The following is a 19,025-nucleotide window of genomic DNA, read 5'->3' on the forward strand; positions in this document are numbered from 1 at the left end:
GCATCGGAATCTGCCGATTCGGGCACGGGGCCGCAAGAAGCCGCTAGGAGTCATCCAGTACCACCCTCTGGAGTCCATGGCCCGCACGCTGCGCTGGGGAGTGGGACTGCTGCTGGTCGTCAGCCTGTCCATCGGTGCCTTCGTGCTCCTGCCCTTCCGCTCCTGGCTGCCGGGCGGAACGGTGGCCGATGTGCCGCTGAGTCAGGTGGTGAACGGTGCGGCCTTCAACCGGCTGTTTCCCGAGCCCCAGGACGGGGACCAGCTGGTGTTCACCCAGGAGAAGCGGGGCTTCAGCGAGGCCCGACTCAAGCATGGCAGCGAGGTGAAGGCCCTGCTCGCCATCTCCGATGTCACCACCGCTCCGGAGGCCCGCAGCAAGTTTGAAGCCAGCGAGAGCCGCCTCCAGGGCTGGCCGCTGGTGGAGCAGGGTGCCCAGGCCAGCGCCCTGCTGGTGGCCGACCGCTTCCAGGTCAAGGTGATCGGCCAGGGGGATGGACTGGATCCGGAGCAGCGTCAGGACCTGCTCGGGCGGTTCAACCTCAAGGGTCTGGCGGCTCTGCAGGGGGCAGCATGAGCTCCGTTCTCGAGCGGCTCGAGCGTCTGCCCCGCCGCAACCTCACGGTGCTGGCCATCAAGGGCCTCAGCACCCTGGTGCCCGGCGGCTGGCAGAACACCACCCGGGCTGACGCGCTGATCGCCGACGTGCTGGGCAGCAGCGATCCGGAGCTGATCCGCCAGGTGCGGGCCCGGGCCGACGTGCTGAGCCAGGCGCGCCACGAAGGCTATGGCCGTGCCCTGAGCCTGTATGACGCCGTCAACCGCTCCCAGAAGGCCGCCGGTGGCCTCAGGCTGCTGGCCAACATCGGCGGCGCCCTGCCGCTGGTGAAACGGGTCGCCGATCTCACCCCCACCAGCGACTCCCTTCAGGCGGCGGATCTGAGCCTGAAGGTGGCCGCCGAGATGCTGGCCTTCACCCAGGTGAATGGCCTGCCCGGTGACAGCTTCGGCGACTTCGCCGCCGCCCTGGGCGACTACGCCGGCGAGGCCCGGGTGAGGATGGCCGCCCTGATCTGCTTCGATGCCCTGCTGCCCCTGGGCGACCAGGCCCTGCAGCGGCTGGATGGCCTGCTGGGAGGCCTCGACAAGCGCGATCTGCACCAGCTGCCCGCCTACGCCGGCATGGCCCGACTGCTGCCGGGTCGTGGTGATGGGGCCCATCTGACCTTCCTGCGCCGGGGCATCGCGCCGTGGCTGGGCTGGGCCGAAGGCTTCAGCAGCCAACTGGGTCTCACCGGCCAAAAGGCGGTTCAGGCCCTGGAGGGAACCCTGGGCCCCTGGCAGGGGAGCTTCAAGCAGATGGCCACCTTCCTCGACGCCTTCACCGACACCTACCAGCACACGGGCGTTCAGGCCGTGGCGCGCCGGCTCGTGGAGCGGGCCGCCGCGGAGATCTGAGGGTGGCTGATGTCGGGCCGTGCCTGACTCCCACACCCCCTAGATCGACAGCATCTTGATGCCCAGCGCGATCAGCACCGCTCCGGCGAGCATCTCCACCTTGCTGCCCAGCGCCCCGGAGAGCCGGCGGGCCAGAAACAGGCCGAGGTAGGTGGAAACGAAGGCACCCGCACCGATGGCGGTGGAGTAGATCCCGATCGGCTTGTTCAGGATGCCGAGGGAGACGCCGACCCCCAGGGAATCGATGCTGGTGATGGCCGAAACGAACAGGATGCGGAGGGGCCCATGCACCCTCAGCTCCTCCTCCGGCCCCTTGCCATCACGGTGCTCCAGGTAGGCCGACCAGCACATGTGGCCGCCCACCGCCACGAGCAGCGCGAAGGCCACCCAGTGGTCATAGTCCATGATCAGCTTGCGGGCGATGCGGCCCAGCAGAAAGCCGATGGCCGTGGCCAGGCCTTCCGAGAGGCCCGAGCTGAGGGCGAAGAACAGGGCCCGGCGCCAGGAGAAATGGCGGAATCCCAGGGCGATCGCCGCCGAGAAGGAGTCCACACTCAGCACCGCCGTGAACAGCAGCAGCTCCAGGATCATGAAGCCGGTACCTCGCTCCTGACCCCAGGCCCCCCCAATCCAAAAGGGGCCCGAGGCGCCGGAGCGCCGACCTCAATCAAAGCCGAGCAGGTCGAAGATCTCCCGATCCTTGAGGGATTCGGCCTCCAGGGGTTCCACGTCGGTGAGCATCTTGCGGGCCAGGCTCAGGTACTCCTCCTGCACGGCCTCCACTTCAGGCGTGCTCTCCATCTCGAAGATGGTGCACTTCTTGAGCCGTGACTTGCGGATCGCATCGACGGTCTTGAAGTGGGCCATGGTGCGCAGGCCGGTGCGCTCGTTGAACTTGTCGATCTCGTCGGTCTGCTCGGAGCGATTGGCGATCACCCCGCCGAGGCGCACCTTGTAGTTCTTGGCCTTGGCATTGATCGCCTGCATGATCCGATTCATGGCGAAGATCGAATCGAAATCGTTGGCGGTGACGATCAGGCAGTAGTGGGCGTGCTGGAGGGGGGCCGCGAAGCCGCCGCAGACCACATCACCGAGCACATCGAAGATCACCACGTCGGTATCCTCGAGCAGGTGATGCTCCTTGAGCAGCTTGACCGTCTGGCCGGTCACGTAGCCGCCGCAGCCGGTGCCGGCCGGGGGGCCGCCCGATTCCACGCACATCACGCCGTTGTAGCCCTCGAAGACGAAGTCCTCGGGCCGCAGCTCCTCGGTGTGGAAGTCGACGGTCTCGAGGATATCGATCACCGTCGGCACCATCTTCTTGGTGAGGGTGAACGTGGAGTCGTGCTTCGGATCACAACCGATCTGCAGCACCCGCTTGCCCAGCTTGGAGAAGGCGGCCGAGAGATTGGACGAGGTGGTGGATTTACCGATGCCGCCCTTGCCGTAGACGGCGATCACCAGGGCCCCCTCCTCGATGTTCATCGACGCATCCTGATGCACCTGCAGGCTGCCCTCGCCATCTTCACGGGGGTTGGTGCTCGGGGGAGACGTGAGTGTGGTGGTCATAGGAAAAACAAGGGAAAGCCGGAGAACCGGCGGATCACACGTAAGGAAACAGCCTGCTCAGAACAGATCCCGGCTGTCAGGGGATCACGCAAACCGAAACATCGCCAGAGAGGCCCTCACCGGCTGAAGTGGGCCTTGGCGTCGTAGAGGGCTTCGGCATCGATCCTCTCCAGGCCCCGTTCGCGGGCGAAGGCTTCGGTGTTCTTGCGCACCTTGCCCCGCACGAAGAAGGGGATCTTGGCGAGTTCGGCCTCACCATCGGCGGTCCAGAGGCTTTCGAGGGCCTCCCGGACGGCGGCACCGGCGGTGATGGTGCCCGGTGCCGGCCCTGTGGTGGCCGGGGCTGGCGTCGGGACCGTGGCCGTGGCCGTGGAGCCCTCCTGGTCGGCGCCCGAAGCCGCCGCCGGTGCGCCGTCTCCGAGGTGGCTGCGGTGGCCGTCGACGAACTCGAAGTCGTGGCGGAACATCCCGATCAGGTGCTCCTCCAGGCCCATCATCAGCGGGTGCACCCAGGAGTCGAAGATCACGTTGGCCCCCTCCCAGCCCATCTGGGGGGAGTAGCGGGCCGGCACGTCCTGGACATGCAGGGGGGCGCTGATCACGGCACAGGGCAGCCCCAGCCGCTTGGCGCTGTGGCGCTCCATCTGGGTGCCGAGCACCAGCTCCGCGGCCGCCTCGGCCATGGCCTTCTCCACCACGAGGTAGTCGTCGGTGATCAGGGCCTCCAGGCCCAGCTCGGCAGCGGCGGCCCGCACCTCCCGGGCCTGCTCCCGGCTGTAGCTGCCCAGGCCCACCACCTGGAAGCCCAGTTCCCTGGAGGCGATCCGGGCGGCGGCGATGGCGTGGGTGGCGTCGGCGAAGATGAACACCCGCTTGCCGGTGAGGTAGGTGGAATCCACCGACTTGGAATACCAGGGCAGCCGCGAACGGCGCTCCGCCTCGCTTGGCTGACCCTCCACCTCCTGCAGCTCGGCCGGAAGGGCCAGATCAAGCACCCCGTGCAGCTCCCGCAGGAAGGCGGCGGTGGCGCCGATGCCGATCGGCACCGTGCGCACCACCGGGGTGCCGAAGCTGCGCTCCAGCCAGCTGCATACAGGGCCGGCCACCTCGGGGTAGAGGCAGACATTGGCGTCCGCCGTGGGGATGCGCTCCAGGTCGGCGGGCCGGGCGCCCAGGGGGGCCACCACCGCCACATCGATGCCGTGCTCGGCCAGCAGCCGGGTGATCTCCAGCACGTCGTCCCGGCAGCGGAAGCCCAGCAGGCTGGGGCCCAGCAGGTTGACCCGGGGCCGGCGACCCTCGTCGCGCCAGCGGGACGGGGACGGCTTGGGGGTGCCCGGAGCCGGCAGCTGGGGCTTGAGCAGGGTGCGCACCAGCTGGTAGAAGGTCTCGGCGGCGCCCCAGTTCTCCTTCTTGGAGTAGGCCGGCAGCTCCAGGTTCACCATCGGCACCCCCAGGTTCATGCCGGCGGCCAGGGCGCCGGGCTGGTCCTGGATCAGCTCGGCGGTGCAGCTCTCGCCCACCAGCAGCGCCTCGGGCTGGAAGCGCTCGACGGCCTGGCGGATCGAGCGCTGCACCAGCTCGGCGGTGTCACCGCCCAGATCCCTGGCCTGGAACGTGGTGTAGGTGACGGGGGGACGCAGGCCCCGCCGCTCGATCATCGTGAACAGCAGGTCGGCGTAGGTGTCGCCCTGGGGGGCATGGAGCACGTAATGCACCCCCTCCATGGAGGTGGCGATGCGCATGGCACCCACGTGGGGGGGGCCTTCGTAGGTCCAGAGGGTCAGTTCCATGGGGGTGTCAGGAGAGCTGCAGCACGGCCCGGCGCCGCAGGGGACGGGCAAAGAGTTCGGCCAGTTCACCGGCCTGGTCGCAGCCGTGGATCGGGCTGAACACCAGCTCGATCGACCACTTGGTGGCGATGCCCTCGGCCTCGAGGGGATTGGCCAGCCCCAGGCCGCAGAGCACCAGGTCGGGGCGGGCGGCCCGCACCCGCTCCAGCTGCAGGTCCACGTCCTGGCCCTCGCTGAGCTGGGTGGCGGGGGGCAGCAGGGCCAGGTCGGCGGCCATCAGCTGGCGGTCGAGGTAGGGGGTGCCCACCTCCACCAGCTCCATGCCGCATTCCCGGGACAGAAAGCGGGCCAGGGGGATCTCCATCTGGGAGTCCGGCAGCAGGAACAGCCGCTTGCCGGCGAGCACCTCCCGGTGGGGCTCAAGGGCCCGGCGCCCCCGCTCCACCAGGGGGTCGAGCACGGCGTTGAAGCGGTCGTCGGGCACGCCGAAGGCATGGGCGGCGGCGGCCATCCAGTCGCGGCTGCCCTCGACGCCGAAGGGATAGGGGGCGCTCAGCAGGGTGGCGCCCCGGTGCTGCAGCGCCCGGGCGGTGGCACTCAGGAAGGGCTGGGCGAGCAGCACCCGCGTCCCCTTGCCCACGGGGGGAAGATCGGTGGAGCGCCGCGGCGGCAGGCTGCGCACCGTGGTGATGCCCAGCCGCTCGAAGATCAGCCGGAAGCGATCCTCCACCGCATCGGCCAGGGTGCCCACGATCAGCAGCTGCTCCTCATCGGAGGAGGGCAGCAGGGGGAGCATGGCCAGCAGGGCGTTGTCCTCCCCCTGGGTGAAGGTGGTCTCGATGCCGCTGCCGGAGTAGTTCAGCACCCGCACCCGACCGACGAGCTGGGTGTTGAGGCGTTCGGCCGCCTTGGCCAGGTCGAGCTTGATCACCTCGCTGGGGCAGGAGCCCACCAGGAAGAGGGTGCGGATCTCGGGCCGGCGCTCCAGCAGATCCTTCACCAGCCGGTCCAGTTCCTCGTTGGCATCGGCCAGACCCGCCAGGTCCCGTTCGCCCAGGATCGCCGTGCCGAAGCGGGGTTCGGCGAAGATCATCACGCCGGCCGCCGACTGGATCAGGTGGGCGCAGGTGCGCGAGCCCACCACCAGGAAGAAGGCGTCGGGCATGCGGCGGTGCAGCCAGACGATGGAGGTGAGGCCGCAGAACACTTCCCGCTGGCCGCTCTCCTTGAGAATGTCGCCGGGGCCAGCCCCGGGGATGGCGCCGGTGGGAGGCTGAACCGGTGGAGCGGATACACCCATGGAGGGGATCGCCAGGTATGGAGCCTCCATGGGTTAGCGGGGACCGCGGGGTCCGCGCCCGACTGCGTTACATCTTTTCGGGATCGTGTGCGGATTCCCGCGCTCACAGGCGACGACGGAATCCCTCGCCGAAGCCGATGCTGCGCTCCTCCCGCTCGCCATCGGCGCTGCGGCTCAGTTTCCACACGTTGCGCCCCAGGCGGCGGGCCGTGAGTCCGCCCCGCTCCACCAGCGCGGCCCCCGGCCGGGCCCCCATCAGCTGGGCCACCTCAGCGGTGCTGAGGGGAGCGCCGGTGCGGATGGCCAGGTCGGTGATCTCGAGCCGCTGGCGCAGGGCCGCCAGGTCGACCGGGTGATCCGCCTCGGCGGCATCCTTCCAGTCAGCGAAACCGTCCCCGATGTCGCCGCCCATGCGCCGCATCAGGCCGAGGCCGATGAAGGCGAGGGCCTGCTCCGGCCGCACCCCCTCATCGAGCGCCCGGGTGATCCATTCGGACACCGTGTCCTGGTCGAGGGGATGGCGCAGGGGCTGGGTCTCGCTGGCCACCCCGGGGGCGGAGGAGCCGTCGGCAGTGACGCCAGGAGTGGCAGAAGCGGTGCGCCGGGTGGCCATGGTCGCGCCTGGAAAGGTTGAACTGGAAGGTATCGGTTGCCTTCGGAGTCGCAAGGGTCCGGACGTCATGAATCACGATGGAAAGAAGGCATCCATTCGTGTCTGCATGCGGGCGCGGCGCGGCGCTTCCTTCCGTCCCCATGGACCGCTCACTCCATCGGCCCTGCGACCAGGCACCCACCCACCGGGGCGACATGGCGGACCCACGGGAGGATCCCGTCGAGATCGCCCCCGGTGTGTGGTGGGTGGGGGTGCGGCTGGCCCACGACCACTTCCAGTGCCACACCTATTTCATTGCCAACGGTTCGGACGGGGTTCTGATCGATCCGGGTTCACCGCTCACCATCGAGGGAACCCTGGCCAAGCTGCGCGCCATCACCGATCTCGACGCGATCCGCTGGCTCGTCTGTCACCATTCCGACCCCGACATCTGCGCCGCCCTGCCCCGGCTTGGGGAGGTGCTGACGCGGCCTGACGTGCAGGTGGTCACGGAATGGCGCGCCAACGCCCTGATCCGCCATTACGGCCATGGGTTCTCCACCTATCTGGTGGAGCAGCACGGCTGGTGCCTGCCCCTGGCGGGGGATCGGCGGCTGGAGTTCCAGCTGACGCCTTACCTCCACTTCCCCGGGGCGATGGTGTCCCATGACAGCGCCACCGGCACCCTGTTCTCCTCCGACCTGTTCGGCGGCTTCGTCCCCGACAGCAACGTGCTGGAGTCGGACGATGCCGCCTACATCATCGAGAACGCCCGGCCCTTCCACCAGCACTACATGCCCAGCCGGGAGCTGCTCAGTGCCGGCCTGGCCCGCATCCGCACCCGCTGGAGCCGCATCGAGCGGATCGCCCCCCAGCATGGCCACATCGTTCCCGCCGCCATCGTCGATCAGGTCTTCAGCGCCCTCGGCGCCATGGAATGCGGCGTCTACTGCCTCGCCGACGCCGACCTCGACCTCAAGCGCCTGCTGCGCATCGCCGAGGCCCGGCGGCGTCTCCAGGAGGCCCTGATCCACCAGGGCACGCCCCTGGGGATGGTCCGCGCCATCGGCCACATCCTCGAATCGGCCGGCCAGGCCAGCAGGTGCGAACTGGCCGTGCTGATGCCCGGTGACGGCTGGACCACCTGGTCCACCGAGGCGGACCAGCCCGAACGGCGCCAGCCGACCCCCGGCTGGCACCAGATCTGCCTGATCGGCGAGCCCGCCATGGTGCTGGCCATCCGCGGTCGTGGCGCAGCCCCGCCGTTCGACCCCGACATGGAGCGGATGGTCCGGGAATTCGCCGAGTCGATGCGCCCCTGGGTGGAGCACCTCCTGGAGGATCAGCGCCATGCCCACGAGGTGGCCATCCTCAACACCGCCGCCCTCTGTGATCCGCTCACGGGCCTGGCCAACCGCCGCGCCCTCGACGCATCGCCGCTTCCCGCCAGCTACGCCCTGATCGAGCTGGATCTGGACCATTTCAAGCAGGTCAACGACAGCTTCGGCCACGACGCCGGCGACCGGGTGCTGCGGCAGGTGGCGCGGGTGCTGCGGGAGTCGGTGCGGGAGCAGGACCAGACCTTCCGCCTCGGCGGCGAGGAATTCCTGGTGCTGCTGCCGGAGGCCGACCGGGCCACGGCCCTGCGGGTGGCCGAGCGGATCCGGCTCTCAATGCACCGGCTTGATCTCGCGGGGGACGCCCCGGGCGGACGCCTGACGGTCAGCCTGGGGGTGAGCACGACGGCGGCCGAGCCGGCGGCCGATTTCCCCCGCCTGATGGAGCTGGCCGACCGGGCCCTCTATGCCGCCAAGGCCGCCGGCCGCGACCGGGTCTGGGTCGCCGACGGTCTCGCCCTCAGCAGCCGCTAGGCCGGAACCGGCCGCCAGCGCCCCGCCCGGGAGTACCCTCCCCTTCTGGACTGCCCCTGGCGGCGGCCAGGGATCCCGGCGCTTCAACCACCCCGGGGATCGCAACGACCGTTTGTTCCGGGGGTTGGCGCCTCGCGCCGTGATGGATTCGCAGAGTGCCCGTTCCTTCCTTCGCGACGACCGGTCGGACGCCCGCAGGAAGGCGGCGAGTCTGCGGATCACGGGCACCGATGTGAGCGGCGAGGCCTCCGGGGCCAGCTGCGTGATCACCACCGACAGCGAAGGCCGGCGGCTGGCGCGCCAGTCGAGCCACGTGCAGTCGATTGAACTGCGCACCTACGTCTTCCTGGATTCCCTCCAGCCCCAGCTGGCGTCGTACATGGGCACGGTGTCCCATGGCTTCCTGCCGATCCCCGGCGATGCCTGCCTCTGGCTGGAGGTGTCACCGGGGATGGCGGTGCACCGGGTCACCGACATCGCCCTCAAGGCCAGCACCGTGCGGCTCGGCCAGATGGTGGTGGAGCGGGCCTTCGGCTCCCTGGCCCTCTACCACCGGGACCAGAGCAACGTCCTCCACTCCGGCGACGTGGTCCTGGAGGCGATCGGCAGCCGGGTGGAGCTGCGCAGCCGCTGCGAGGTCACCTGGACCGAGATCATCCGGGCGATCACCCCCGACCACGCCGTGCTGATCAACCGCCAGAACCGCCGCGGCTCGATGATCCAGGCCGGGATGAGCATGTTCATCCTCGAGACCGAACCGGCGGGCTACGTGCTGATCGCCGCCAACGAAGCCGAGAAGAGCTCCAACATCACCGTGGTGGACGTCAAGGCGGTGGGGGCCTTCGGCCGCCTCACCCTGGCGGGCAAGGAGGGCGACGTGGAGGAGGCCGCCGCCGCCGCCATGCGCGCCGTGGCCCAGATCAACGCCGGGGCCCGCGGCTGAACGCCGCCGCATCGCCGCCCGGCCCTCTCAGGCCAGCCCCAGCAGCCGCTTGAGGCCCGGGGCCATCGCCCGGGCCGCCTTGCCGCGGCTGCCGAGCTTGCTCCTGAGGTGCTCGCCCATCGCGGCATAGCTGCAGCCCGCCTCCCGCACATGGAAGATCGGGTCGTAGCCGCCGCCATGGCCGGAGGGCTCCCGCAGGATCAGCCCCCGGCAGAGCCCCTCCGACTCCAGCACCACCGCACCGGTGGGATCGGCCAGGGCCATGGCGCTGACGAAGCTGCCGCCCCGGTAGAGGGAATCGCCCAGTTCGTGCAGCAGTCGGTGGATCTTCTCGTGATCCGTGGGGGCGTAGCGCGCCGAAAACAGGCCGGGGCGGCCGTCGAGGGCATCCACCTCCAGGCCGGAATCGTCGGCCAGCGACCAGGAGCCCGTGAGCGAAGCCACCGTGGAGGCCTTGAGGCGGGCATTCTCCGCGTAGGTGAGGCCCGTCTCCTCGATCTCCAGATCCCTGGGCTGCTGCCGCACCTCCAGACCCACCTCCGGACCGACCCCCTCGAGCATGGCCGTGATCTCGGCCACCTTGTGGGGGTTGCCGCTGGCGATCACCAGGACCGGGGGGGAAGGGGAAAGGGACAAGCCGGGCCCACGGGGGGCCCCATTGTGGTGCAGAGGGGTGCTGGCTGGGGGGTGAAGGGGTGGGGCAGGACGGGTTGAACATTCCACCCCCGGAAAACTCCAGGGTTCCTGCCCCGGGCGGACGATAGGGAATTCGCTCGCGATCGGACGGACGGGCGGAGCAACATTGCGCGACCGGTGACGGTTGGCGGCCGGATTCGCCCTTAGGTTGCCTCCACCCTTTGGGCGCCGGAGGGCGATGCAGTCGAGCCTGGTCCTACAGAACCTTCTCTCCGCGCCGGTTCTCTTCTTCTTTCTGGGAATCCTGGGGGTGCTGGTGGGCTCCGACCTGGAGATCCCCTCGCCGCTGCCCAAGCTCTTTTCCCTCTATCTGCTGCTGGCGATCGGCTTCAAGGGGGGCATGGAGCTGGCCCACAGCGGCCTGGGCCCCCAGGTGCTGCTGACGGTCGGGGCGGCGGTGGCGATGTCGCTGCTGGTGCCGCTGACCAGCTTCCTGTTCCTGCGGCTGCGCCTCGACGGCTACAACGCCGCCGCCATCGCCGCCTCCTACGGCTCGATCAGCGCCGTCACCTTCATCACCGCCGAGAGCTTCCTCAACGTCGTCGAGGTGAATTTCGACGGCTTCATGGTGGCGGCCCTGGCCCTGATGGAATCGCCGGCGATCGTGGTGGGGGTGATCCTGGCCAGGCTCTCGGCCCCCGCGGAGGATGCGGAAATGGCCGGAGAGCAGCAGAACGGCGGCGGCAGTCTGCGCTGGCGGGAGATTCTCCAGGAGGCCTTTCTCAACGGCTCTGTCTACCTGCTGATCGGCAGCCTGGTGATCGGTTATGTGGTGGCGGCCTTCAGTCCGGCGGGTCTGGCGAAGATGGATCCCTTCACCGAGAAACTCTTCTACGGAGCCCTCTGTTTCTTCCTGCTCGACATGGGCATCGTGGCGGCCCAGCGGCTGCGGGACCTGAAGCAGGCGGGGGCCTTCCTGATCGGTTTCTCCCTGCTGGCCCCTCCCCTGCACGCCCTGCTGGGGCTGCTGGTGAGCGTTCTGCTGGGGCTGGGGCAGGGCAACACCCTGCTGTTCATGGTGCTCTGCGCCAGCGCCTCCTACATCGCCGTGCCGGCGGCGATGCGCATGACCGTCCCGCAGGCGAACCCCAGCCTCTACATCTCCACCGCCCTGGGACTCACCTTCCCCTTCAATGTGGTGATCGGGATTCCCCTCTACATGGCGTTGACCCGCCACTTCATTCCTGTCGGCTGAACCCGGCCCCCACCGACCCTTGCCGAACCGTCGCCCCATCCCCATGAAGCGCATCGATCTCTTTCTCAGCGAACGGGAACTGAACCGTGTCTGCCGCACCATCACCACGGCCGGGGCGAAGGGCTATTCGGTGATGAAGCACGTGACGGGCATGGGCCCCTCGGGTGAGATCTCCGAAGCGATGGACTTCAGCGGGCTGGGGGCCAACGCCCACGTGATCGTGTTCGTGGAGGACGAGCTGCTCGGGGCCGTGGGCGCCGCCCTGCGGCCCCTGCTGAAGCGGTACGGGGGGGTCGGGTTCGTCTCCAGCGCCGAGCCGCTGTGAGCCTCCTGGAGGGGCCTGGGACCAGCAGGGGCGGCGCGCGGCGGGGCAGCGATCAACCAAGGCTTACTTTTTGTGTTGCACTGATCAGCTGCCCTTATCAGCCGATCCGGAAACCTTGATGGCCGCCAGGCTCCCAATCGCTTGACGGAGGGTTTGACGGAGGAGCAAGGTTGCACACGAACATTCCACCCCCCTCCTCCAGGAGCAGGTAATGGCAAACGAAACCATGGGCATCGCCCTCGGCATGATCGAGACACGCGGTCTGGTGCCCGCCATCGAAGCGGCTGACGCCATGACCAAAGCCGCCGAGGTGCGCCTCATCGGTCGCGAATTCGTCGGAGGCGGCTACGTGACCGTCCTGGTGCGGGGTGAAACCGGTGCCGTGAACGCCGCCGTCCGTGCCGGCGCCGATGCCTGCGAGCGGGTGGGCGACGGCCTGGTGGCCGCCCACATCATCGCCCGTCCCCACCGTGAAGTGGAGCCGGCGCTGAACAGCAGCTTCGGCCTGGGATCGAAGGACTGAGCGGTCAGCTGACCCTCTGAGTTTTCCATCCGAACCCATCCGAACAATCCCATGAGCAAGAAGTACGACGCCGGGGTCAAGGAGTACCGCGACACTTACTGGACTCCCGATTACGTCCCCCTCGACACCGACCTGCTGGCCTGCTTCAAGTGCACCGGCCAGGAAGGTGTGCCCAAGGAAGAGGTGGCTGCCGCCGTGGCCGCCGAGTCCTCCACCGGCACCTGGTCCACCGTGTGGTCCGAGCTCCTCACCGATCTCGACTTCTACAAGGGCCGCTGCTACCGCATCGAAGACGTCCCTGGTGACAAGGAGTCCTTCTACGCGTTCATCGCCTACCCCCTCGACCTGTTCGAGGAAGGCTCGGTGACCAACGTGCTCACCTCCCTGGTGGGCAACGTGTTCGGCTTCAAGGCCCTGCGTCACCTGCGTCTGGAAGACATCCGCTTCCCGATGGCCTTCATCAAGACCTGCCCCGGCCCGCCGAACGGCATCCACGTCGAACGCGACCGGATGAACAAGTACGGCCGTCCCCTGCTGGGTTGCACCATCAAGCCGAAGCTCGGCCTGTCGGGCAAGAACTACGGCCGGGTGGTCTACGAATGCCTCCGCGGCGGCCTCGACTTCACCAAGGACGACGAGAACATCAACTCTCAGCCCTTCCAGCGCTGGCAGAACCGTTTCGAGTTCGTGGCTGAAGCCGTCCAGCTCGCCCAGGAAGAGACCGGCGAGAAGAAGGGGCACTACCTCAACTGCACCGCCGCCACTCCCGAGGAGATGTACGAGCGGGCCGAGTTCGCCAAGGAACTCGGGCAGCCGATCATCATGCACGACTACATCACCGGTGGCTTCACCGCCAACACCGGTCTGTCGAAGTGGTGCCGCAAGAACGGCATGCTGCTCCACATCCACCGCGCCATGCACGCGGTGATCGACCGCCATCCCAAGCACGGCATCCACTTCCGGGTGCTGGCCAAGTGCCTGCGCCTCTCCGGTGGCGACCAGCTGCACACCGGCACCGTGGTGGGCAAGCTCGAAGGTGACCGTCAGACCACCCTGGGCTTCATCGACCAGCTGCGCGAATCCTTCATCCCCGAAGACCGCACCCGCGGCAACTTCTTCGATCAGGACTGGGGTTCGATGCCCGGCGTCTTCGCCGTGGCCTCCGGCGGCATCCACGTGTGGCACATGCCCGCCCTGGTCGCCATCTTCGGTGACGACTCCGTGCTCCAGTTCGGTGGTGGCACCCACGGTCACCCCTGGGGTTCGGCCGCCGGCGCCGCCGCCAACCGGGTGGCCCTCGAAGCCTGCGTCAAGGCCCGCAACGCCGGCCGCGAGATCGAGAAGGAAGGCCGCGACATCCTCACGGAAGCCGCCAAGCACAGCCCCGAGCTGGCCATCGCCCTCGAGACCTGGAAGGAAATCAAGTTCGAGTTCGACACCGTCGACAAGCTCGACGTCGGCTGATCCGACACCACGGCCCCATGCCCTGCCACCGCTGACCGAGGGTGCTCCCACCCAAGGTCGGCGGGGCCGGGTTCCCCAACCCATTTCCCACAAGGATCCCCATGCCCTTCAAGAGCACCGTGGGTGACTATCAAACAGTCGCCACCCTGGAGACCTTCGGCTTCCTCCCGCCGATGACCCAGGACGAGATCTACGACCAGATCGCCTACATCATTGCCCAGGGCTGGAGCCCCCTGGTCGAGCACGTCCACCCCAGCCGCTCCATGGCCACCTACTGGTCGTTCTGGAAGCTGCCCTTCTTCGGTGAGAAGGATCTCGGTGTGATCGTCAACGAACTGGAGTCCTGCCACCGGGCCTACCCCGACCACCACGTGCGCCTCGTCGGTTACGACGCCTACACCCAGAGCCAGGGCGCCTGCTTCGTCGTGTTCGAAGGCCGCTGATCCAGCGACCACAGCGGATCCCGGCCGGCGGTCGGGATCCATCACTTTTGATCATCCATTCACGGGGCGGACATGGCCAGAACCACCAGTCGGGAAGCAGCACTGGAGCGCCGCAAGGCCCTCACCAACGGCGGCAAGAAAGCCTCCGCCCAGTTCATGTCCTCCCCGGGACGGGTGCGCACGGCCGCTGATGCCCAGCGCACCCGCACCGAAACGGTGAGTGCCGCCCCGGCTGCAGCGGCTCCGGCCCCGACGCCCCAGCGCCCCGCCCCCACGGCGCGTCGCGGCGGTGCCTCCTCCCTGACCTCCTCCTCGGCTTCCGGCCATCGCAGCAACGCCAAGCCGTTGGCGAACCCAAGCCGGAACCTGGTGCTGGAGCGCCGTGAGGCCCTCTCCCGCCGCGGCAAGCGGGCCGACACCTCCAGTGACCGCACCCGCCAGGAGGTGATGCGCGCCACCAAGGCCAGCGCCCCCGCCACCACGGTCGCGGCCGCCACACCGGCCCCCGCCGCCGCCGCCACCCCTTCGTCCTCCGGTCTGGGCGCGTCCCTGGCCAACCGCCAATCGCGCAATGGCGAGCGCCGCAACGGCACCCCCAAGCGCACCGCCCAGCACAACCCCAGCCGGGCCATCGTCATGGCCCGCCGCGAAGCCCTCTCCAAACGGGGCAAGTCCGCCAGCGCCCCCACCAGCTCCGTCGCCGCCTCGGTGGCCCGCCAGTCCAACCCGGACATGAGCAGCCGCGAGCTGGCCCAGAAGGTGCGTGAGCTCAAGTGCAAGGTCGGCTCCGCCGGCAGCTCCCGCAGCGGCGGCTCCCGCCCCACCGGCCCCCGCCGCGGCCAGGCCAAGATCGAGGCCGCCGCAGATGCCCACTGGAAAGTCGGCGTGAGCGAGACGGTCCGGGGCCAGGTGGTCACCGGCACCCAGGCCAACCGCTCCCTCAAGACCACCGGCAACGAGGCCAGCACCTGCCGGCCCGTCACCGGCACCGAGTACCTGGGTGCCGAGATCTTCCGCACCTTCTGCCAGAGCGATCCCACCCCCCTGCAGCCCGCCAAGGTGCGGGTCAGCGCCACCACCCACGGCAACCGGGTGACGGGCAACGAGGTGGGCCGTTCCGAGAAGGTCACCGGCGACGAACCCGGCACCTGCAAGAACGTCACCGGCACCGAGTACATCTCCGCCAACCAGAGCGCCGCCTGGTGCGGCACCACCAGCCCCTCCCCCCGCAAGGTGGGCCTGACCCGCACCACCGCGGGCCGGCCGGTCTCCGGCGTGATCGTGGAACGCTCCGAGCGGGTCACCGGCAACGAGCCCGGCGCCAATCGCCAGCTCACCGGCACCCAGTACGTGGGTGACCAGTCGGAGGTGCCCGGACGCGCCCCGGCCAAGGTCAGCAGCCTGCACACCCTGCGGGGCACCGGCATCACCGGCACCCATGTGGGCCGCAGCGAGCACGTCACCGGCGACGAGCCGGGCTCCTGCCGCCTGGTCACCGGCGACGAGTACATCGGCACCCAGCAGTACGAACAGTTCTGCGGCACCAAACCGGCCCCCGAAGCCGCCAAGGTGGGCTTCAGCGTCACCAACAAGGCGATGGTGGTGAGCGGCACCCGCACCGGCCGCTCCGAGAAGGTCACCGGCGATGAGCCCGGCACCTGCAAGGCCGTCACCGGCACCCCCTACGCCGGCATGGAGCAGGCCGGCACCTGGTGCTCCTCCAACAAGGTGGCCGAGATCCGCCAGCGCACCCCCGTTCGCATGGGCACCGTGATGACCGGGATTCAGCCCGGCATCGGCGGTGTCATGACCGGCGCCGAGCGCGGCGCCTGTGAGGACATCACCGGCACCCCCTACATCGGCGGTGACCAGCTGAACGAGGCCTGCGGCGCCGCCACCAGCCAGGACGCCGATTTCCCCCAGCCCCTCAGCGCCCAGCCCTGGCAGCAGTTCAGCGTCCAGTCCCCGGCCCGGGCTGCCCAGAGCTCCCGCCAGCGCCCCGGTGGCGTCACCGGCAACAGCTACGAGCAGGGCAACCGCATCACCGGCCCCTTTGACATGGCCGCCGACAAGGTGACCGGCACCGAGCAGTTCCGCTTCGATCGTCCTGGCCAGGAGCGCGTGCGGCTGCAGCAGCCCCAGGCGCCCGTGACCGTGGATGAGGACGCCCGTCCCACCTCCCGCGTCACCGGCGAGGGCATCTCCGCCGGCCTCAACATCACCGGCGACGACTGGGATCGGGGCAAGCACGTCACCGGCACCGAAGGGGCCTCGGCCCGCCGTCGCAACCCCAGCCGCGTCGGCCCGATGTCGGCGATGCCCGGCTTCCAGAACAAGCGCAACGAGGCGCTGCCCGAGCCCACCAACAAGATCACCGGATCCAGCGGCAGCACCAGCGCCGGCTCCCTGATCACGGTCTCCGGCGGAGCCCGCGGCTGAACCCCTGATGCCCCGCCGCCCGGCCCCCACGATCCGTCCCCTCGCTCCGAGAGCCCCCCGGCGCCGTCCCGATGCCCCCTCCGGCGCCGATCTCTCCCGGCGCCTGGCGGCGGTGCGGCTCGGCCAGGGAACCACCGGCAGCGCCCATCCGCTCACCGACCACGCGGCCAACGCCGCCCTGGAGAGCTACGACCGCGGCGTCAAGGACGCCTTCGACCGGATCGTGCCCGTGCTCAAGCGGCTCTCCGCCCTCCAGCACGAGGATGACTTCGTCGAGCGGGCCCAGGCCCTGGCCCAGGCGGAGCTGGGCTTCAGCCTGCCCCTGCCGATCCTGGAGAAGGCCTGGGTCAGCCAGCTCGACATGCGCAGCCTGTTCGCCTGGTGCGTCTTCGAGACCTACGAACAGACCAGCGACGGCTTCTTCCGCGACGATCCGCTGCATGGCCAGCCCGGCAGCGCCGCCGCCGAGGACTTCGACGCCTTCCTGCTCTCCTGCGGCTTCCACCTGCTGGATGTGACCCCCTGCGCCGATGGTCGCCTGGCCCATGCCATCGCCTTCGCCCTGCGGCTGCCCTTCAGCTCGGTGCGGCGCCGTCCCCATGCCGGGGCCCTGTTCGATGTGGAGAACACGGTCAACCGCTGGGTCAAGACCGAGCACCGCCGCTACCGGGAGGGCATCCCCAACCCCGCCCACGACGACACCCGTTACCTGAAGGTGGTGCTCTACCACTTCAGTTCCCTCGACCCGACCCACGAGGGCTGCGCCGCCCACGGCAGTGACGACGCCCTGGCGGCCAGCTGCGGACGCCAGCGGCTGATGGACTTCCAGCAGGCCGTGGAGAACAGCTTCTGCTGCGGCGCCTCCGTCGACCTGCTGCTGCTGGGCATCGACACCGACACCGACGCCATCCGGGTGCACGTGCCGGGCATGGACGGCAGCACCCGCCTCGATCAGTGGCTCGATGCCGCCACCGTGTACGAGGCCACGCGCCACCTGCACCCCGAAGAGGCCCGTCGCCGGATCGCCGAGCTGGCGGAAGCCGCTGCGGCCAGCACGCCGGATCCCGGCATGGTGCGCCTGATCGCCCGGCTGCTGGAGCACAACATCTCCCAGATCGACTACGTGCGCCAGTACCACGACGGCCACTACGCCGATGCGGGCCATGCCGAGCGGTTCATCGGTGTGGGCATCGGCTTCAAGGAGATCCACCTGCGCAACCTCACCTACTTCGCCTACATGGACACGGTCGAGGAGGGCGCCCCCGACATGGACGTGGGGGTGAAGATCTTCAAGGGCCTCAATGTCTCCCGGGGCCTGCCGGTGCCCGTGGTGGTGCGCTTCGACTACAACGGCAAGGTGCCCGGCGCCCGGGAGCGGGCCGTGCGCCATGCCCAGCGGGTGCAGGAGGCGATCGAGAACCGTTATCCCGACCTCTTCGCCCAGGGCCTGCTCCATGCCCTGCTGACCGTGCGCGACCAGGAGCGCCACACGCCCGCCGAAGCGGTAGGTTCCACGATCAGCCTCACCACCGCAGGAGGGCACTGACCATGTTGATCTGCAAGGTGGTCAAACCCCTGGTCTCCACCAACCGCATCCCCGATTTCGAGCACAAGCACCTGCAGGTGGTGCAGGACGGCAGCACCCAGAAGGTGGCTGTGGACGCGGTGGGCTGCATCCCGGGCGACTGGGTGATCTGCGTCGGCAGCTCCGCCGCCCGGGAGGCGGCGGGCAGCAAGTCCTATCCCAGCGACCTCACGATCGTGGGGATCATCGACCACTGGGATCCCGACGCCGGCAAGGCCACCCCGCCACCGAGCGGCACCCCCACCGGCGGACCGGCACCCCAGGGAGGAAAGGCCTGATGGAGATCATGCAGGTCACCGGCTCCCTGGTCTGCACCCAGCGGGTGCCAGGCCTCGAGCACTGGAACCTGCGGGTGCTGCGCAGCCCCAAAGGCAAGCTCAGCGTCGCCGTCGATCCGGTCGGGGCCTCCCCCGGCAACTGGGTCTTCACCGCCAGCGGTTCGGCCGCCCGCTTCGCCTGCGGCAACCCCGAAACGCACACCGATCTCACCATCGGCGGCATCATCGACTTCTGGGAGCCGGACGGGTAGGCGCCCCTCCCATCGCCTCCACGACCGTTCCCCCTCCCCCCGTCCGTCCCATGGCCAGCCGCACCCCCCGCTCCGGTCCCGACGCCACCCCCACGCCGGCCCCGGCCCCCCCACCGGCGGCACCGTCGGCCGCTCCAGCAGCGGCAGCCGGGGCGGCGGCCGCTGGCGGCAGCCCGCCGGCCCTGCCACCGGCGGCGGTGACCAAGCCAGCGGCCGTGGCCAAGCCGGCGGTCCCCAAGCCGGCGGCCGCCACCCGGGCCCCACGGGCGGCCCGCTCCAGCCCGGCGACCCGGCAGCCGCGCC

Annotated in this window: 20 protein-coding genes; 14 read left to right on the forward strand and 6 right to left on the reverse strand. The window is 69.4% G+C overall.

What is annotated here, in order from left to right; genetic code table 11:
- Window positions 1-76 precede the first annotated feature (76 nt).
- Complete coding sequence (locus KUG39_RS13240; RefSeq protein WP_094586884.1) at window positions 77-574, forward strand: hypothetical protein; 498 nt, start codon at window positions 77-79, stop codon at window positions 572-574.
- Window positions 571-1,455 carry a hypothetical protein gene (locus KUG39_RS13245; protein ID WP_216915503.1) on the forward strand — a complete coding sequence of 295 codons (885 nt, stop codon included), beginning with the start codon at window positions 571-573 and terminating at the stop codon, window positions 1,453-1,455. Before KUG39_RS13240 ends, KUG39_RS13245 begins: the two co-directional genes overlap by 4 nt.
- 39 nt (window positions 1,456-1,494) lie before the next feature.
- On the opposite strand, the gene KUG39_RS13250 is transcribed toward KUG39_RS13245, so the two are convergent.
- The 5 genes from KUG39_RS13250 to KUG39_RS13270 all read right to left on the reverse strand — a co-directional run bounded on the left by KUG39_RS13250 (window position 1,495) and on the right by KUG39_RS13270 (window position 6,730).
- Window positions 1,495-2,046 (reverse strand): manganese efflux pump MntP, encoded by a 552-nt coding sequence (locus KUG39_RS13250; RefSeq protein ID WP_094586888.1) that lies wholly within the window; start codon window positions 2,044-2,046, stop codon window positions 1,495-1,497.
- A 72-nt stretch (window positions 2,047-2,118) separates the two neighbouring features.
- The gene (bchL, locus tag KUG39_RS13255; protein WP_094586890.1) at window positions 2,119-3,024 is read right to left on the reverse strand and encodes a ferredoxin:protochlorophyllide reductase (ATP-dependent) iron-sulfur ATP-binding protein; all 906 of its coding nucleotides are present in this window, start codon (window positions 3,022-3,024) and stop codon (window positions 2,119-2,121) included.
- Between the two features lie 116 nt (window positions 3,025-3,140).
- The gene (locus tag KUG39_RS13260) at window positions 3,141-4,817 is read right to left on the reverse strand and encodes a ferredoxin:protochlorophyllide reductase (ATP-dependent) subunit B (RefSeq protein ID WP_216915505.1); all 1,677 of its coding nucleotides are present in this window, start codon (window positions 4,815-4,817) and stop codon (window positions 3,141-3,143) included.
- Between the two features lie 7 nt (window positions 4,818-4,824).
- Window positions 4,825-6,117 carry a ferredoxin:protochlorophyllide reductase (ATP-dependent) subunit N gene (locus KUG39_RS13265; protein WP_190611802.1) on the reverse strand — a complete coding sequence of 431 codons (1,293 nt, stop codon included), beginning with the start codon at window positions 6,115-6,117 and terminating at the stop codon, window positions 4,825-4,827.
- Window positions 6,118-6,220: 103 nt separating this feature from the next.
- Window positions 6,221-6,730 (reverse strand): DUF8679 domain-containing protein, encoded by a 510-nt coding sequence (locus KUG39_RS13270; RefSeq protein ID WP_190611804.1) that lies wholly within the window; start codon window positions 6,728-6,730, stop codon window positions 6,221-6,223.
- 140 nt (window positions 6,731-6,870) lie between these two features.
- Between KUG39_RS13270 and KUG39_RS13275 the strand changes: the two genes are divergently transcribed.
- Together KUG39_RS13275 and KUG39_RS13280 are read left to right on the forward strand one after the other, a co-directional pair.
- Entirely contained in the window at window positions 6,871-8,580 is a 1,710-nt protein-coding gene (locus KUG39_RS13275; RefSeq protein WP_158219579.1) for an oxygen-binding di-iron domain-containing protein, read from the forward strand.
- Window positions 8,581-8,722: 142 nt separating this feature from the next.
- Window positions 8,723-9,523: a BMC domain-containing protein gene (locus tag KUG39_RS13280; RefSeq protein ID WP_216915507.1), complete on the forward strand. Its 801-nt coding sequence runs from the start codon at window positions 8,723-8,725 to the stop codon at window positions 9,521-9,523.
- Between the two features lie 27 nt (window positions 9,524-9,550).
- Here KUG39_RS13280 and KUG39_RS13285 read toward each other — a convergent pair whose 3' ends face one another.
- Window positions 9,551-10,159: a non-canonical purine NTP pyrophosphatase gene (locus tag KUG39_RS13285; RefSeq protein ID WP_216915509.1), complete on the reverse strand. Its 609-nt coding sequence runs from the start codon at window positions 10,157-10,159 to the stop codon at window positions 9,551-9,553.
- A 238-nt stretch (window positions 10,160-10,397) separates the two neighbouring features.
- Between KUG39_RS13285 and KUG39_RS13290 the strand changes: the two genes are divergently transcribed.
- The 10 genes from KUG39_RS13290 to KUG39_RS13335 all read left to right on the forward strand — a co-directional run.
- A complete protein-coding gene (locus KUG39_RS13290) occupies window positions 10,398-11,414 on the forward strand; it encodes a sodium-dependent bicarbonate transport family permease (RefSeq protein WP_094586901.1) in 1,017 nt (338 codons plus the stop codon).
- A 43-nt stretch (window positions 11,415-11,457) separates the two neighbouring features.
- Window positions 11,458-11,739, forward strand: a complete 282-nt coding sequence (locus tag KUG39_RS13295) for a P-II family nitrogen regulator (RefSeq protein ID WP_094586903.1) — start codon at window positions 11,458-11,460, stop codon at window positions 11,737-11,739.
- A gap of 211 nt (window positions 11,740-11,950) precedes the next feature.
- On the forward strand, window positions 11,951-12,262 hold the full coding sequence (gene csoS1, locus KUG39_RS13300; RefSeq protein ID WP_015107695.1) for an alpha-carboxysome major shell protein CsoS1: 312 nt from the start codon (window positions 11,951-11,953) through the stop codon (window positions 12,260-12,262).
- 51 nt (window positions 12,263-12,313) lie between these two features.
- A complete protein-coding gene (locus KUG39_RS13305) occupies window positions 12,314-13,726 on the forward strand; it encodes a form I ribulose bisphosphate carboxylase large subunit (RefSeq protein WP_015107694.1) in 1,413 nt (470 codons plus the stop codon).
- Between the two features lie 101 nt (window positions 13,727-13,827).
- The gene (locus tag KUG39_RS13310) at window positions 13,828-14,169 is read left to right on the forward strand and encodes a ribulose bisphosphate carboxylase small subunit (RefSeq protein WP_094586905.1); all 342 of its coding nucleotides are present in this window, start codon (window positions 13,828-13,830) and stop codon (window positions 14,167-14,169) included.
- Window positions 14,170-14,241: 72 nt separating this feature from the next.
- A complete protein-coding gene (csoS2, locus tag KUG39_RS13315) occupies window positions 14,242-16,608 on the forward strand; it encodes an alpha-carboxysome scaffolding protein CsoS2 (protein WP_216915511.1) in 2,367 nt (788 codons plus the stop codon).
- 7 nt (window positions 16,609-16,615) lie between these two features.
- On the forward strand, window positions 16,616-18,154 hold the full coding sequence (locus tag KUG39_RS13320; RefSeq protein ID WP_216915513.1) for a carboxysome shell carbonic anhydrase: 1,539 nt from the start codon (window positions 16,616-16,618) through the stop codon (window positions 18,152-18,154).
- 2 nt (window positions 18,155-18,156) lie between these two features.
- On the forward strand, window positions 18,157-18,471 hold the full coding sequence (csoS4, locus tag KUG39_RS13325; protein ID WP_216915515.1) for an alpha-carboxysome shell vertex protein CsoS4: 315 nt from the start codon (window positions 18,157-18,159) through the stop codon (window positions 18,469-18,471).
- Complete coding sequence (locus KUG39_RS13330) at window positions 18,471-18,722, forward strand: carboxysome peptide B (RefSeq protein ID WP_094586913.1); 252 nt, start codon at window positions 18,471-18,473, stop codon at window positions 18,720-18,722. The genes csoS4 and KUG39_RS13330 overlap by 1 nt, the downstream gene beginning before the upstream one ends.
- A 50-nt stretch (window positions 18,723-18,772) precedes the next feature.
- On the forward strand, window positions 18,773-19,025 hold a 253-nt coding region (locus KUG39_RS13335; protein ID WP_502988650.1), incomplete at its 3' end, for a hypothetical protein.

Origin of the sequence: Synechococcus sp. CCAP 1479/10 (genome assembly GCF_019038515.1) — a bacterium.
Lineage (GTDB): Bacteria > Cyanobacteriota > Cyanobacteriia > PCC-6307 > Cyanobiaceae > Cyanobium.

Excerpts from the sequence above, each read along its gene's own strand:
- KUG39_RS13240 (WP_094586884.1), top strand. The coding sequence starts at position 77 with ATGGCCCGCACGCTGCGCTGGGGAGTGGGACTGCTGCTGGTCGTCAGC.
- KUG39_RS13245 (WP_216915503.1), top strand. The coding sequence starts at position 571 with ATGAGCTCCGTTCTCGAGCGGCTCGAGCGTCTGCCCCGCCGCAACCTC.
- KUG39_RS13250 (WP_094586888.1), bottom strand. The coding sequence starts at position 2,046 with ATGATCCTGGAGCTGCTGCTGTTCACGGCGGTGCTGAGTGTGGACTCC.
- bchL (WP_094586890.1), bottom strand. The coding sequence starts at position 3,024 with ATGACCACCACACTCACGTCTCCCCCGAGCACCAACCCCCGTGAAGAT.
- KUG39_RS13260 (WP_216915505.1), bottom strand. The coding sequence starts at position 4,817 with ATGGAACTGACCCTCTGGACCTACGAAGGCCCCCCCCACGTGGGTGCC.
- KUG39_RS13265 (WP_190611802.1), bottom strand. The coding sequence starts at position 6,117 with ATGGGTGTATCCGCTCCACCGGTTCAGCCTCCCACCGGCGCCATCCCC.
- KUG39_RS13270 (WP_190611804.1), bottom strand. The coding sequence starts at position 6,730 with ATGGCCACCCGGCGCACCGCTTCTGCCACTCCTGGCGTCACTGCCGAC.
- KUG39_RS13275 (WP_158219579.1), top strand. The coding sequence starts at position 6,871 with ATGGACCGCTCACTCCATCGGCCCTGCGACCAGGCACCCACCCACCGG.
- KUG39_RS13280 (WP_216915507.1), top strand. The coding sequence starts at position 8,723 with ATGGATTCGCAGAGTGCCCGTTCCTTCCTTCGCGACGACCGGTCGGAC.
- KUG39_RS13290 (WP_094586901.1), top strand. The coding sequence starts at position 10,398 with ATGCAGTCGAGCCTGGTCCTACAGAACCTTCTCTCCGCGCCGGTTCTC.
- KUG39_RS13295 (WP_094586903.1), top strand. The coding sequence starts at position 11,458 with ATGAAGCGCATCGATCTCTTTCTCAGCGAACGGGAACTGAACCGTGTC.
- csoS1 (WP_015107695.1), top strand. The coding sequence starts at position 11,951 with ATGGCAAACGAAACCATGGGCATCGCCCTCGGCATGATCGAGACACGC.
- KUG39_RS13305 (WP_015107694.1), top strand. The coding sequence starts at position 12,314 with ATGAGCAAGAAGTACGACGCCGGGGTCAAGGAGTACCGCGACACTTAC.
- KUG39_RS13310 (WP_094586905.1), top strand. The coding sequence starts at position 13,828 with ATGCCCTTCAAGAGCACCGTGGGTGACTATCAAACAGTCGCCACCCTG.
- csoS2 (WP_216915511.1), top strand. The coding sequence starts at position 14,242 with ATGGCCAGAACCACCAGTCGGGAAGCAGCACTGGAGCGCCGCAAGGCC.
- KUG39_RS13320 (WP_216915513.1), top strand. The coding sequence starts at position 16,616 with ATGCCCCGCCGCCCGGCCCCCACGATCCGTCCCCTCGCTCCGAGAGCC.
- csoS4 (WP_216915515.1), top strand. The coding sequence starts at position 18,157 with ATGTTGATCTGCAAGGTGGTCAAACCCCTGGTCTCCACCAACCGCATC.
- KUG39_RS13330 (WP_094586913.1), top strand. The coding sequence starts at position 18,471 with ATGGAGATCATGCAGGTCACCGGCTCCCTGGTCTGCACCCAGCGGGTG.